Below are 13477 nucleotides of genomic sequence, written 5' to 3'. Positions count from 1 at the left end.
GTTATATCGTCTTACTGAATCTTCGTTTATTCTCTGGTATCTGTTTTAAATAAGCATCAAATGGCATACATATATTACGTATGAGCATCGTTCCTGTTGGAGAAACACTGATTTTTTCACTGCTTATTGTCACTAATTGGGCTTCAATAAACTCATTTAATAAAGGAAGATCTTCTTTAAAGTATTCATTGAAGTTGATATCAAACTTCTCTTCTACTCTTGGAATATTTAATGAGAAGTTACTCATAAGCTCCATAATAACAAATTGTCGAATTTGGTCATCTTGTGTGAGTTCATATCCTTTAAATACAGGTAACTCCTCATTATCAATGGCTTCTTCATACGTTTTTAAATCTTTAAAGTTTTGTGCATAATAATCCACACCATTTCCAATAGAGGTTACACCAATACCAATGAGGTCGGCTCCTCCTTTGGTTGTATATCCTTGGAAGTTTCTATGAAGTTCACCTTTTTCAATCGCTTTAAAAAGTTCATCTTTGGGTTTAGCAAAGTGGTCCATCCCCACCATGTTGTATCCATGATTTATAAAAAAGTCAATGGTGAGTTTTAAAATTTCCAATTTCTCACTTGGAGGAGCAAACGTGGTTTCATCAAACTTTCTCATAGTTTTCATCAACCAAGGTACGTGTGCATAGTTAAAAACAGCCAATCGATCAGGATTAAGTGTAATAATTTGTTCCAGTGTGGTTTTAAAACTCTCTTTGGTTTGATACGGTAACCCATAAATCAAATCAATATTAACGGAATTTATCCCAGCTTCTCGTGCAATATTCATTACATTTTGTGTGGTTTCAAAAGGTTGAATCCGGTGAATCTCTTTTTGTACTTGCTCATTTAAGTCTTGTACACCAAAACTCAATCGGTTACAGCCACCATTTTTTAAAACCTGCATGTGCTCTTTGGTAAAAAATCGTGGGTCTACTTCACATGAAATCTCAGCATCACTGCTGAAATTTGGGAATACCTCTTTAATGGCATCAATAACCTCTTTAAGTTGCTTGGGACTTAAGAAAGTGGGTGTTCCCCCACCAAAGTGCATTTGAGTTACTTCCCGTGCAGTATTCAAATGCTTTTTAAGGATTTGAAGCTCTTTTTTCAAATAACGAATATATTGAACTTTTTTATCCTCTTTTGACGTAAAAATAACATTACATCCACAAAAATAACAGGCACTTCGACAAAAAGGTATATGTATATATAAAGAGAGTGCTCTGTCATCACTTTGAGAAGCATAATATCGTTTTAAATCTTCTTGATTAAACTCTTCAGAGAAGTTCGGTGCCGTTGGATAAGAGGTATATCTTGGTCCCGGCTTGGAATATTTTTCAAATTTTTTAAAATCAATCATTTCGTTTTTCATTTAACCAGACCATTATCCCTTTTTGTGCATGAAGACGGTTTTCAGCCTCTTCAAATACTTTGCTTTGAGAACCTTCAAAGACCGCTTCACTTACTTCATAACCTCTATAAGCAGGAAGACAGTGTAAGAAAATTGCATCTTTGTGAGCCAGTGCCATCATCGCTTCATCTACGATATACCCCTCAAACTCTTTCACACGCTTCTCTTTTTCATCCTCTTGTCCCATTGATACCCAAGTATCTGTGGTAACAACCGTTGCATTTTTAACAGCCTCTTTAGGATTATTATTTACAATGATTTTTGCGCCCGATTCTTTTGCAAATCCTAAGGCTTTATTTAAAATCTCTTCTTTTACTTCATACCCTTTGGGTGTAGCTATTCTAAGTTCAAAACCAAGTTTTGAAGCCAACATCAGCCATGAGTGTGCCAAGTTGTTCCCATCACCTACATATGCCACAACGAGGTCTTTATCTTTGCCTTCTTCAATAATGGTCATATAATCAGCCATCAGTTGAACAGGGTGAAAATCATCTGTAAGACCATTGATTACAGGTACTTTTGAATATTGTGCAAACTCTTCTAACTTGGAGTGTGCAAAAGTTCGAATCATGACCATATCGACCATTCGAGAAATCACACGACTGGTATCACTCATAGGCTCGCCACGCCCTAATTGAATATCACTTGAGGATAAAAACAATCCCACACCACCTAATTGATATATTCCGGTTTCAAAACTTACACGTGTTCGAGTACTGCTTTTTTCAAATATCATTCCAAGAACTTGTTTGGGTAAATAATCTTTAAATATTCTCTGTTTGGTCTCTTGCTTCACCTTGATAGATAATGCAAGAATCTCTTCAAGTTCTTCTTTTGTAAAATCTGCCAATGTTAAAAAGTGTTTCATTGTAGTTCCTTAATACCATCACTTCACTGTGAAAAGAGGTATAAATTTAATAAAAGAGATTATTTTACAAAAAAAGCCTTTATTTATATCTTAAGACAATCAAGCAAAACTTTTTTAAAGAAAATTCGATAGAATATATAAAACTTCAAAGGAGAATTATGCAGTCCAAAAATACCATCAATCAGGTTCTTTTCTATTTTGCACTTTTTGTGATTGTGATCAGTGGCTTGAAAGTGGCCAGTGAAATTGTTGTTATACTTCTGCTCTCTATTTTTATCTCTTCGATTTTATCGGCATTTTTAAACTTTTTAAGAGCTAAAAATATTCCCAACGTCATCTCATATTCTATTTTGTTACTTACTTTTACTGGTTCGGTATTTTTGATTGTTTATTTGGTCAATACTTCACTTCTTGATTTTATGAAATCCTTGCCTGTATACGAAGAGAAGATCAAAGAGCTTACACTCGCAAGCATATCCTTACTTGATCAATATGGTATCAAAGTCAATAAAGTAGAAATCTTAAAACTTCTGAATTTCAACTCTTTATTTAACTTTACAACAGAGCTTGTAGGAAATCTTGGAGCCATTCTCTCTAAAATATTGTTGATTACAATTGGGGTTGCATTTATTCTCTCAGAGTCCAAACTTTTTCATAAAAAAATCAAACTCATTTTTAGAAATGACAACCAAAAACTGGTCAGTTTCAATCTTTTCTCACACAATTTACAACGATACTTCACCGTTAAAACTTTCACCAGTTTTCTGACAGGTTTTTTTATCTATGTAGCATTGCTCTTTTTTGAAATCAAAAACCCAATTCTTTGGGCATTTGTAGCCTTTTTATTTAATTTTATTCCAGTAGTTGGTTCCATTGTTGCTTCACTGCCCGCAATTGTTATTTCCATTGTTGCAGGAAACTATGAAGCCACCATTTGGTTAATTATTATCTATCTTATAATCAATATTGCCATCAGCAATGTAATTGAACCAAAATTTATGGGAAAAGAGTTGGGACTTTCACCCATGGTCATTTTCTTCTCCCTGATATTTTGGGGATGGGTTTTGGGTATTGTTGGCATGTTTTTAGCCGTACCTATTACCATGACACTCAAAATTGCTTTAGAAGCTTCAGATCATACCAAACATCTGGGCATGCTTTTAAGTAATATCTCCAATATTAAATCAAAACTCTAATAAAATTATTTTGTGGCACTTTTGTGTCACAAACTCTATAAAATGACACTTTTGTGTCAAAAAAAATAATTATCTATTAAGTTGCACTGCTTTAAAATGGCATTTGTAAAAAGGATAATTATGGTAGAAACAATACTCAAACGTAATGGAAATTATGAACTTTTTGAACCTTTTAAAATTGAAGATGCCATCAAAAAAGCGTTTAAAAGTGAACATATTCGATACGACAGTGACATATTTTTTAATGTATTAGAAAAAATTAAAAACAGACGAGCAGCAGCCGTTGAGGATATTCAAGATATTATAGAAAAAGAGCTTTATAAGGGACGTTATTTTGATGTCATGAAATCCTTTATGCTTTACAGAAACATACATAAAATGCAACGTGAGCACGTTTTAGGACTCAATGATGACACAACTTACATTAATTCCACACAAACCATTGAGGAGTACATCAATGGAAGTGACTGGCGCATAAATGCAAACTCAAATACAGGGTACTCCCATGCAGGATTAATCAATAACACCGCAGGAAAAGTCATTGCAAACTACTGGTTGGACAAGATTTATTCAAAAGAAGAGGGGTATGCTCATCGTAATGCAGATTATCATATTCATGACTTGGATTGTTTAAGTGGTTATTGTGCAGGCTGGAGCTTAAGGCTACTTTTAAATGAAGGTTTTAATGGTGTTCGAGGAAGAGTAGAGAGCCAAGCACCCAATCACTTCAGAGAAGCTTTAGGTCAAATGGCAAACTTCTTAGGGATATTACAAAGTGAATGGGCAGGGGCACAAGCTTTCAGCAGTTTTGACACATACTTGGCTCCGTATGTTTTTAAAGACCAACTGGGATACAAAGAGGTTAAAAAAGCAATTAAAAGTTTTGTCTATAATCTTAATGTTCCTGCTCGTTGGGGGCAAAGTCCATTTACCAATATCACTATTGACTGGACCGTGCCTGAAGATTTAAAAAAGCAAATTCCCACACGAAATGACGTGCATTTGTTTAAAGACATCAATAATTCTCACTTAGAAGAGCAAGCTTTACACAAAGGGTGTGACTCTTTAGAGAAGCTTTGTTATAAACACTTTCAAAAAGAGATGAATCTCATAAACAGAGCCTATTATGAAGTAATGACCGAAGGAGATAAAACCGGTCAGCCTTTTACATTTCCTATTCCAACGGTAAATATCACTGAAGATTTTGACTGGCATGGTGAAAACACCGATATTCTATTTGAAAACACAGCTAAAATTGGAAGTTCTTACTTTCAAAACTTCATTGGTAGCCAATACACCACCAACAATAAGGGTGAGCGTATTATCAACGAAGAAGCGTATAAACCTGGGCATGTACGAAGCATGTGTTGCCGATTACAATTGGATTTACGAGAACTCTTAAAAAGAGGAGGAGGGCTGTTTGGAAGTGCAGAGATGACGGGGAGTTTAGGCGTGGTTACAATTAATATGGCCAGATTGGGGTACTTATATAAAGAGGACAAAAAAGCATTACTGGCTCGATTAAAAGAGCTCATGGACTTAGCACACTCTACTTTGGAAAAGAAACGTGTTTTTGTCAATGATCTTTATGAGAGAGGACTTTTCCCTTATACACAACGCTATTTAAAGAGTTTCAACAACCACTTTTCAACCATTGGTGTCAATGGCATCAATGAGATGATTCGTAACTTTACCAATGATAAACATGACATATCCAAAGAGTATGGAAGAGAGTTGGCCATTGAAATTCTTGATTTTATGCGTTTACAAATGGTGAAATACCAAGAAGCAACAGGTAATCTGTACAACTTAGAAGCCACTCCTGCAGAAGGTACAACGTACCGTTTTGCAAAAGAAGATAAAAAAAGATATGAGAATATCATACAAGCAGGCAGTGGTAAAAACATCTACTATACCAATTCTTCTCAACTTCCCGTTGATTTGACGGATGATCCTTTTGAAGCTTTAACTTTACAAGATGAATTACAATGCAAATATACAGGAGGAACCGTTTTACACATGTACATGAAAGAGAGAATCAGCTCAGCTGAGGCGTGTCGAAAATTGGTGCAAAATATCATCACTAATTTCAAGCTTCCATACATCACTATCACTCCACTTTTTTCTGTATGTGAAGTGCATGGATATATCCATGGAGAGCATGAATTTTGCCCAAAATGTGATGCAATATTACTTGAAAAACTTAATGAAAAGGAGAAAGAAGCATGCTAAATAATGAGAACTTGCTTAGAACAATGCAAGAACAAAGAAGAAAATGCGTAGTATATACTCGTGTTATGGGTTATCACAGACCAGTAGAGAGTTTTAATATAGGAAAAAAAGGTGAACACCAACAAAGAAAAGAGTTTATTGAACCAAAAAAGAGTGCATGATATAACACCATTTACCACTACGGATTACCCTGACCACTTAGCATCTGTTTTGTGGTTTTCAGGGTGCAATATGCGATGTGTGTACTGTTACAACAGAGATATTGTACTCTGCCCAGAATCCTCACTTTACAGCTATGAAGATATATTTGAATTTCTTAACCGAAGACAAGGATTGCTTGATGGTGTGGTTCTAAGTGGTGGAGAAGCGTTGGAACATAATCTTTTTGAACTTTGTACTATTATAAAATCGATGGGATTTAAAATCAAATTAGATACCAATGGTTTACATACCAATGCTTTAAAGCAGCTCATTTTACATGACTTGTTGGATTATGTTGCTTTAGATTTTAAAGCCCCTAAATCAAAATTTTACAACATCACAAAAAATAAAGAGTATGAGCGTTTTGAAGAGAGTTTGCGTTTTGTAATTGGTTGTGGTATTGCGCATGAAGTTCGTACCACCTTGCACAGTGATTTACTCAATGTTAATGACATCAATGAAATTATTAACACATTAGTAGCATTGGGTTATAAAAACAGCTATTTTGTACAAAATTTTCTTTTGACTCCCACTCATTTAAGTAATATCAAGGAGCCCATTCACCCATTTGACACAAGTAGGCTCAGTCAAGATTTAAATATTGTCTTTCGATAAAGTATAACCTTGTCCAGAGATATTGTCTATAAGATTTTTTGATGTTTTAATGCGTACTCTTTTAATAAAAGTTCGTAATCGTTCAGGTGAGATCTCTTGCTCTTTAGGCCAAAGGGTACGTTTAATCAACTCAATACCTACAATCATATTAGCATTTTGAACCAACAGTGCAAAAAACTCTCGCTCTCGTGGAGTGAGTTTGACAAGCTGCTCTTTTTGATACAAATTTTTACTGTTTTTATCAAACATAAACTCTTTATTGATATTCATATAACGTCGGTTATGTAACTTTAAAGCAATTTTATCAATGTGATGTAAAAGTTCATCGGGATCAAACGGTTTAATAAAGTATTTATTTATCCCCACATCAATGGATTTAAGAAGTTTTTCTTTTTCACTGAAAGCACTTAAAACAATAATATGTGCCTCTTTATTAATCTCTTTGATAGATTTTGCCATCTGTAAACCATCCATTTTTGGCATCATAATATCTGTTATAATAACATCAGGGTGTATTTTATTAAACTTATTGATCCCCTCTTCACCGTTACTTGCTAAAGTAACGCTCGCAAAATATTCACAAATGGCATCTTTTAAAAAAGTAGAGAGTTTTTTTTCATCTTCAACAATAAGAAGTTTTAAGTCTTTAAGTTGTTGTCGGTTAATCATCGTTATCCTTAAATATGTAAAGGTATGGTTACAGTAAAGAGGGCACCTGCATCTTTATTGGATACTTTTAGGGTGCCATTAAGACTCTTTTCAATTATAAGCTTTGACATAAAAAGCCCTAATCCTGTGCCACTGCTTTTATGTTTGGTTGTAAAATAGGGTTCAAAAATTTTATCTATATTTTGAGGCGCAATACCTCCAGCATTGTCCAAAAATTCAATCAAAGCAAAGCTTTTTTTTATGTAAGTTTTAATCACAATACGAGGCGTTTGTATTTGGTGAAGTTTAAACATATCTGTACTGTTTTGAATAAGATTAATAATGACTTGTTCCAGTTCATTTTTAACCCCTAAAACCTCAATCTCTTCATACTCACATGATACGTTTATATTCTCTCGTGTAATCATTTTTGAAAGTATCTCTAAAGCTTGTGAGATGGCCTCATTTAATAAAAATGGTTCGACATCCTTATGTGGGTCAAAAAAGTTAGAAAAGTCATCAATGGTTTGAGACATCGATTTGATGATTTTTTTACCCTCGCTGTAGTACGCTTCAACACTTTTAATGTTTTTATCGTTCATCGCTTTTTTAATATTAAAAAATGTTAAGTTAAGCTCTGTAAGGGGTTGTCGCCATTGGTGTGCAATATTGGCCAACATTTGCCCCAATGAAGCCATACGTGATTGCCAAAAAAGCAATTTTTGTTTCTCTTCATTTTTCTCAATTTCTTGTTTGACTCGTTGTTCTAACGTTTTATTGAGTTCGTGCAGTTGTTGTGTTTGCTCTTTAACACGCTCTTCAAGTGTTAAATTGAGTTGTTGAAGTTGGGCATCTTTTTGCTCTAGATTCTTTTTTAACTCCACTTCTTGCGTCACATCATAACGAATAGCAATAAACTCTTCTATGGCTTCTTTTTCATTAAAGATAGGAGTAATAGTGGTATTCAAATAGACCGTGCGACCATCTTTTGTTAAATTTTTAACCGTAGATTTATAAGTTTGTTTCTCTTGTTTAATCACACGCCAAAGCTCTTCAAAGTTAGAAGAGGGCACTTCAGGGTGTCGTACAATGTTGTGGTTTTTACCAATAAGTTCCTCTTTGGTGTAGCCTAAAAGATTGCAGAATTCCTCATTGACAAAGGTGATAATGCCATCAATATCAGTTTTTGAGACAATATTCGAGTGTTCTATTGCTTCTTGATATCGATTTGGCACCATATAAACAGCTTTTTTATTTTTGGTTCAATAAAATACACGCTTCTTTTGCATGATAAGTAATAATAATATCAGCCCCAGCGCGTTTGAAACTTAAAAGAGTTTCCATCATCACACGGTCATAATCAACTAAACCAGCATTCCCTGCATGTTTTAATATGGCATACTCACCACTTACGTTATAAACAGCCAATGGAAGTCTGGTTTCATTTCGAATATCTCTGATGAGATCTAAGTATGAAAGTGCTGGTTTCACCATCAATATATCAGCACCTTGTCGTTCATCTTCAAGTGACTCTTCAATCGCTTCAAGACGATTGGCTGGGTCCATTTGATAACTTCTTCTGTCCCCAAAGCTTGGTGTACTCTCAGCCACATCTCGAAATGGCCCATAATATGCACTTGCAAATTTAGTAGAGTAAGCCATAATAGGAAGATTTTCAAATCCATTATCATCCAAAGCAGTTCTTAAAGTCTCAATGATGCCATCCATCATTCCACTTGGAGCAATCATATCCGCACCTGCACGAGCATGAACCAATGCTTGTTGAGCTGAAATTTCTAAAGTTTTATCATTATCAACGGTTTGTGTTTTTGGGTCTAAAATACCACAGTGTCCATGGTCAGTGTACTCACAAAAACAAAGATCGGTTGCCACAAACATGGTTGGGAATTGTGCTTTTATGGCTTTAATCGTTCGAGCAATAATACTCTCTTCACACAAACACTCACTTCCCACTGAATCTTTAACATCTGGAATTCCAAACAGAATGATTGAGTTTAACCCCACCTTTTGAATCGCTTCACACTCTTTTAAAATCTCATCAATACTCATTTGAAAAACACCTGGCATTGATGACACTTCAGTTTTAATCTTTTCACCTTCTCTTACGAACAGAGGATAGATGAAGTCATTGGGTGTTAAGGTCGTTTCTCGAACTAAATCTCTTAAAGTTTCATTAATTCTTAATCTTCTAAATCTTTTAAACATTCTATTTACCTTTATTGGATATAATCTCGAATTCTAACAATTTAAGGTTTAAAGATAAATGAATATAATACAATCAAATATAGCGAATTTACCTACAAAATACGGAAAGTTTAAGATAAAAGCCTACAAAGATGAGGACCAAGAGCACCTTGCCATTATGAGTGAAAATTTTCAAGATTTAGATATACCCTATGTACGAATTCATTCAGAGTGTTTAACCGGTGACACCCTTGGAAGCTTAAAATGTGACTGCCAAAACCAGTTGGATTTGGCGTTAAAGTTCATTGCACAAGAGGGTGGTTTGGTGATTTATCATCGACAAGAAGGGCGGAATATTGGTCTGCTTAATAAAGTCAATGCGTATGCACTTCAAGATCAAGGTCGAGACACCATTCAAGCCAATGTTGAGTTGGGTTTTAACGAGGATGAGCGAGATTATCGTATCGTTGAACACATCTTTAAAGATTTGGGTATTAAAAAAATCAAACTTATCACCAATAACCCGAAAAAACTGGCGTACGTTGAATCACTTGGAGTTGATATAAAAGAACGAATACCTGCAATTACCAAATCAAACAAGTACAATAAAGAGTATATCAATACCAAAAAAGAGCAGATGGGGCACATGTTTTAATGCAGTTAAATAGAAGTAATTTTGAACCCCTTAACCTCAATTTGGATGAGCAGTTTTATGAGCGTTGTGAAAAGTTCGTGGCACTGCTTCAACAATGGGGAAAAGTTCATAACTTCACAGCTGAGCTTGAAACAGACCAAATAGAGAAGAACATCATAGACTCACTCTATCCCTTACAGTTTATCAACAACTTCACTTCATTTGCAGATATTGGTACAGGTGCTGGGTATCCGGGGCTTCTTATTGCCATTGCACAACCTCATATCAAAGGCGCATTGATTGAATCACGCAGCAAACGATGCGCTTTTTTAAGTTTTGTCAAAAATGCTTTAAAACTTGAAAACCTTGAAGTGATATGTGCAAGAGTAGAAGAGGTTGAAAACCAAGAACCTTTTGAATTAATCACTTCAAGGGCCGTAACAAACACCTCTTTACTGCTTCAACTGACGAAAAACATCAGTGATGAACACACCAGCTACCTCTTCTATAAAGGCAGCATGCTCAAAGAGGAGTTACAAGAGGCTAAGTTGAATAACTATAAAATAATCAACGTGCACGAACGAAACTATTTACATATACAAGGACAACAATGATTTTCAAGATTTTAGCTTTTATTTTTATCCTATTTTTAATCTATCTTATCTTTTTCAAAAAAGGAAGAGAGACTCAGATAAAACAGAATGAAAAGAGTAAAAGCGAACTTGAAGATATCATGGTAGAGTGTCCAACATGTAAAACATTTGTTTCAAAAGATGAAGCCATTTTAAGCAATGGACGATACTTTTGCTCAAAGGAGTGTCTGAAATGATTATTTTAGGTGATGAGATTGTTCCGTATGAAGCTTTGCACAAAGTAAATTGTGTTCAAGATGTTGCAAACACACCAGCAAACAGCACAGTTCTTTTTCCCTACAATAAAGCTTTGATGCAGTATTGTGCTCAAAACAGTGTGCCGTATGCAGTGCAAATCAATGAAGTCAAAGAAGGAATTTACGCCAATGCTTTAAAAGCACGTTATATCATTGCTTCATTTCAAACAGCAAAACAGATTCAACTCATTGCTGAAAACTACATGTATGATGCCAAAGTTCTTTGCATCATTGATTCAAACAATGAGCTTGAAAAAATAGCCAAAGCAGAGATTGACGGAGTGGTATATTCATCAATACTCTAGAGATATTAGCTGAAAATAAGGGAGTTTTAGATAATATCACTTCCTTAAAAAAGCAATTAATTGGAATAAAATGAAAGAAATTTTAGATGCAATTGTATTAATACTCTTTGTATTTTTTGTGGCCATGTTCATTATTGGCTTTAATAAGCAACAAATTCAAAAACACAAAGACAAACTTGACGAAATAGAAAAACGAAAAGAGAAGGATTCACACAATGACTAAACCACTGCTGATTGAAATTGGAGTAGAAGAGTTACCAGCCATTCCATTTTTAAACGAGTTACCCCATATTGAAAAAAAATGGCTTGCCATTTTAGAGCAATTCAATTTAGTATGTGAGTTTGATTTCTTTTATACTCCTAGACGTTTAGTACTGTGGCACAGAGAGTTTGCAACAGCGCAAGAAGACTCAGTTGTTGAGCAATTTGGTGCACCTGTTGCCATTGCTTACAAAGAGGGGCAACCCACAAATGCTGCCATTGGTTTTGCTAAAAAGTGCGGCGTAAGCGTTGAAGAGTTAAGCACAAAAGATACTCCAAAAGGGGAAGTTCTTTACTTCAAACAAGAGGTGAAAGGAACGGCTGTAAAAGAACTTTTACATGATATGGTGAATCTGTTTATTAAATCATTGGATTTTGGTAAATCAATGCGTTGGGCAAGCAATACAGAGAGCTTTATTCGACCAATTCGAAGTTTATGCGTTCTTCATGGGGAAGAGCTCATAGATGCAGAACTTTTTGATGTAAAATCACAAAAAGCCTCGTTTGCACACAGAATGGTTTCATACGAGCCATTTACCTTTGATTTTGCAGGGGATTACTTCTGCAAACTTGATAAACATGGAGTTATTCTCTATCCTGATGAGCGAAGAAAAATCATCTTAGAGCAAATGAAAACTTTAGAAAAAGAACAAGGCATCACCATAGAGATTGATGAAGAGCTTTTAGAAGAGGTTGTGGCAATTACAGAGTACCCAACAGCACTTTTAGGACAATTTGATGAACCTTTCTTGGAGTTACCAGAAGAAGTCATTGTAACCTCAATGAAAGAGCACCAACGATATTTTGCAGTGTACAAAAACAATAAACTGACCAATGCCTTTATCGTGGTTTCAAATGCCAAAACAGATGATTTCAGTAACATTATTGCAGGAAATGAAAAAGTGCTTCGACCACGACTTGCCGATGGTATGTTCTTCTACAGAAATGACCTTAACAATGGATTGAACAATGAAGGACTCAAAACATTAGTTTTCGTTGAAGGGTTGGGTTCCATGTATGACAAGTGTGAACGTGAAGCAAAAATTGCTTCACATTTAGCATCCGTTTTAAAAGAGAGCAACACTGAACTACTTACAAAAGCGGTGATGCTCTCTAAAGCTGACCTTTTATCAGAGATGGTATACGAGTTTACAGAACTTCAAGGACTGATGGGCTACTACTATGCCAAAGCAGCCAATGAAGATGAGCTGGTTTATACTGCATTAAAAGAGCAGTACCTTCCTGATGGAGAAGACTCTGAACTTCCATCAAACCTCTTTTCAAGCATCATTGCACTTTCATACAAAATTGACAATCTTATGGGACTGTTTAGTGTGGGTAAAATTCCAACAGGTTCAAAAGACCCATTTGGTCTCAGACGTGCGGCAGCTGGTATTGTTAAAATAGCCATTGAACATAAACTGAACTTAGATTTTGCAGCAGTGGTGAGTGAACTGAGCGTAAACTATCCAAACTTGAACCAAGAGCAACTCTTAGAGTTTTTTAATGAACGACTCTTTAAAATCTTTGATGTCAACCCTTCAGTACTTAAAGCAGTGCTAGGAAGTGGAGAAACCAATATTTTCAAGATCAGTCAAAAATTGTGTGCATTAAACCCTGTGGTATTAAGCAGTGATTTTAAAGAGTACAGTGCAACGTTTAAACGAGTGGCAAATATCATCAAAGATATTGATACCAACCATAAGTTAGAAATCAATCCTGAACTCTTTGAAGACGAAGCTGAAGAGGTTTTATATGTAAAATACAGTGAAGTAACACAGAAATCTTACTTAAGCTATGATGAAGAGTTAGAAGCACTTTTTGCACTGAAACCACAACTCGATGCATTCTTTGATAGCGTGTTTGTAAATCATGAAAACCCAAATATCAAAGCCAACAGAAAACATCTGATTGGTCTTGTGTATCAAGCGTTTAAAACCATTGCAGATATTAAAGAAATCACGGTTTAACAAATTAACTCTTTAAACTATTTTTTCTTAAAG

At 35.1% G+C, this 13477-nt stretch carries 15 protein-coding genes; 10 read left to right on the top strand and 5 right to left on the bottom strand.

Features of this window, described 5'->3' with window-relative positions:
* Position 1: 1 nt before the first annotated feature.
* Positions 2-1369: an oxygen-independent coproporphyrinogen III oxidase gene (gene hemN, locus CRV04_RS04460; protein WP_128995697.1), complete on the bottom strand. Its 1368-nt coding sequence runs from the start codon at positions 1367-1369 to the stop codon at positions 2-4.
* Positions 1362-2288, bottom strand: coding sequence for an ornithine carbamoyltransferase (argF, locus tag CRV04_RS04455; RefSeq protein ID WP_128995609.1), 927 nt, complete (start codon positions 2286-2288; stop codon positions 1362-1364). Before argF ends, hemN begins: the two co-directional genes overlap by 8 nt.
* Before the next feature lie 158 nt (positions 2289-2446).
* On the opposite strand from argF, the gene CRV04_RS04450 reads away from it, so the two are divergent.
* From CRV04_RS04450 to CRV04_RS04435, 4 genes are all read left to right on the top strand, one after another.
* Positions 2447-3484, top strand: coding sequence for an AI-2E family transporter (locus tag CRV04_RS04450; protein WP_128995608.1), 1038 nt, complete (start codon positions 2447-2449; stop codon positions 3482-3484).
* 120 nt (positions 3485-3604) lie between these two features.
* Positions 3605-5716 carry a ribonucleoside triphosphate reductase gene (locus CRV04_RS04445; RefSeq protein WP_128995607.1) on the top strand — a complete coding sequence of 704 codons (2112 nt, stop codon included), beginning with the start codon at positions 3605-3607 and terminating at the stop codon, positions 5714-5716.
* Positions 5710-5877 carry an anaerobic ribonucleoside-triphosphate reductase gene (gene nrdD / locus CRV04_RS13020; RefSeq protein ID WP_128995606.1) on the top strand — a complete coding sequence of 56 codons (168 nt, stop codon included), beginning with the start codon at positions 5710-5712 and terminating at the stop codon, positions 5875-5877. The genes CRV04_RS04445 and nrdD overlap by 7 nt, the downstream gene beginning before the upstream one ends.
* Positions 5828-6532, top strand: a complete 705-nt coding sequence (locus CRV04_RS04435) for an anaerobic ribonucleoside-triphosphate reductase activating protein (RefSeq protein ID WP_228126469.1) — start codon at positions 5828-5830, stop codon at positions 6530-6532. Before nrdD ends, CRV04_RS04435 begins: the two co-directional genes overlap by 50 nt.
* On the opposite strand, the gene CRV04_RS04430 is transcribed toward CRV04_RS04435, so the two are convergent.
* Genes CRV04_RS04430 through hemB form a run of 3 tightly spaced genes read right to left on the bottom strand, consistent with a single transcriptional unit; the run spans position 6512 to position 9406 of the window.
* Positions 6512-7201, bottom strand: a complete 690-nt coding sequence (locus CRV04_RS04430) for a response regulator transcription factor (RefSeq protein ID WP_128995604.1) — start codon at positions 7199-7201, stop codon at positions 6512-6514. The genes CRV04_RS04435 and CRV04_RS04430 overlap by 21 nt on opposite strands.
* An 8-nt stretch (positions 7202-7209) precedes the next feature.
* Entirely contained in the window at positions 7210-8415 is a 1206-nt protein-coding gene (locus tag CRV04_RS04425; RefSeq protein WP_128995696.1) for a PAS domain-containing sensor histidine kinase, read from the bottom strand.
* A 16-nt stretch (positions 8416-8431) separates the two neighbouring features.
* Positions 8432-9406, bottom strand: coding sequence for a porphobilinogen synthase (gene hemB / locus CRV04_RS04420; protein WP_128995603.1), 975 nt, complete (start codon positions 9404-9406; stop codon positions 8432-8434).
* Between the two features lie 58 nt (positions 9407-9464).
* Here hemB and ribA point away from each other — a divergent pair, with 58 nt between their 5' ends.
* From ribA to glyS, 6 genes are all read left to right on the top strand, one after another.
* The gene (gene ribA, locus CRV04_RS04415; protein ID WP_128995602.1) at positions 9465-10040 is read left to right on the top strand and encodes a GTP cyclohydrolase II; all 576 of its coding nucleotides are present in this window, start codon (positions 9465-9467) and stop codon (positions 10038-10040) included.
* Complete coding sequence (gene rsmG / locus CRV04_RS04410; protein WP_128995601.1) at positions 10040-10633, top strand: 16S rRNA (guanine(527)-N(7))-methyltransferase RsmG; 594 nt, start codon at positions 10040-10042, stop codon at positions 10631-10633. Before ribA ends, rsmG begins: the two co-directional genes overlap by 1 nt.
* Entirely contained in the window at positions 10630-10848 is a 219-nt protein-coding gene (locus CRV04_RS04405; RefSeq protein ID WP_128995600.1) for a PP0621 family protein, read from the top strand. The genes rsmG and CRV04_RS04405 overlap by 4 nt, the downstream gene beginning before the upstream one ends.
* Entirely contained in the window at positions 10845-11213 is a 369-nt protein-coding gene (locus CRV04_RS04400; protein ID WP_128995599.1) for a hypothetical protein, read from the top strand. The genes CRV04_RS04405 and CRV04_RS04400 overlap by 4 nt, the downstream gene beginning before the upstream one ends.
* Positions 11214-11283: 70 nt before the next feature.
* Positions 11284-11436, top strand: a complete 153-nt coding sequence (locus CRV04_RS12860) for a hypothetical protein (protein ID WP_164969120.1) — start codon at positions 11284-11286, stop codon at positions 11434-11436.
* The gene (glyS, locus tag CRV04_RS04395; protein WP_128995598.1) at positions 11429-13444 is read left to right on the top strand and encodes a glycine--tRNA ligase subunit beta; all 2016 of its coding nucleotides are present in this window, start codon (positions 11429-11431) and stop codon (positions 13442-13444) included. Before CRV04_RS12860 ends, glyS begins: the two co-directional genes overlap by 8 nt.
* Positions 13445-13477: the final 33 nt, after the last annotated feature.

Origin of the sequence: Candidatus Marinarcus aquaticus, assembly GCF_004116335.1 — a bacterium.
Taxonomy (GTDB): Bacteria; Campylobacterota; Campylobacteria; order Campylobacterales; family Arcobacteraceae; genus Marinarcus; species Marinarcus aquaticus.
This window is presented reverse-complemented; position numbering and strand designations above follow the sequence as displayed.

Bases quoted from the DNA above. Each gene is read 5' to 3' on its own strand.
- CRV04_RS12860 (WP_164969120.1), top strand. From the start codon at position 11,284: ATGAAAGAAATTTTAGATGCAATTGTATTAATACTCTTTGTATTTTTT.
- ribA (WP_128995602.1), top strand. From the start codon at position 9,465: ATGAATATAATACAATCAAATATAGCGAATTTACCTACAAAATACGGA.
- rsmG (WP_128995601.1), top strand. From the start codon at position 10,040: ATGCAGTTAAATAGAAGTAATTTTGAACCCCTTAACCTCAATTTGGAT.
- argF (WP_128995609.1), bottom strand. From the start codon at position 2,288: ATGAAACACTTTTTAACATTGGCAGATTTTACAAAAGAAGAACTTGAA.
- nrdD (WP_128995606.1), top strand. From the start codon at position 5,710: ATGCTAAATAATGAGAACTTGCTTAGAACAATGCAAGAACAAAGAAGA.
- hemB (WP_128995603.1), bottom strand. From the start codon at position 9,406: ATGTTTAAAAGATTTAGAAGATTAAGAATTAATGAAACTTTAAGAGAT.
- CRV04_RS04445 (WP_128995607.1), top strand. From the start codon at position 3,605: ATGGTAGAAACAATACTCAAACGTAATGGAAATTATGAACTTTTTGAA.
- CRV04_RS04450 (WP_128995608.1), top strand. From the start codon at position 2,447: ATGCAGTCCAAAAATACCATCAATCAGGTTCTTTTCTATTTTGCACTT.
- CRV04_RS04430 (WP_128995604.1), bottom strand. From the start codon at position 7,201: ATGATTAACCGACAACAACTTAAAGACTTAAAACTTCTTATTGTTGAA.
- CRV04_RS04400 (WP_128995599.1), top strand. From the start codon at position 10,845: ATGATTATTTTAGGTGATGAGATTGTTCCGTATGAAGCTTTGCACAAA.
- CRV04_RS04405 (WP_128995600.1), top strand. From the start codon at position 10,630: ATGATTTTCAAGATTTTAGCTTTTATTTTTATCCTATTTTTAATCTAT.
- hemN (WP_128995697.1), bottom strand. From the start codon at position 1,369: ATGATTGATTTTAAAAAATTTGAAAAATATTCCAAGCCGGGACCAAGA.
- glyS (WP_128995598.1), top strand. From the start codon at position 11,429: ATGACTAAACCACTGCTGATTGAAATTGGAGTAGAAGAGTTACCAGCC.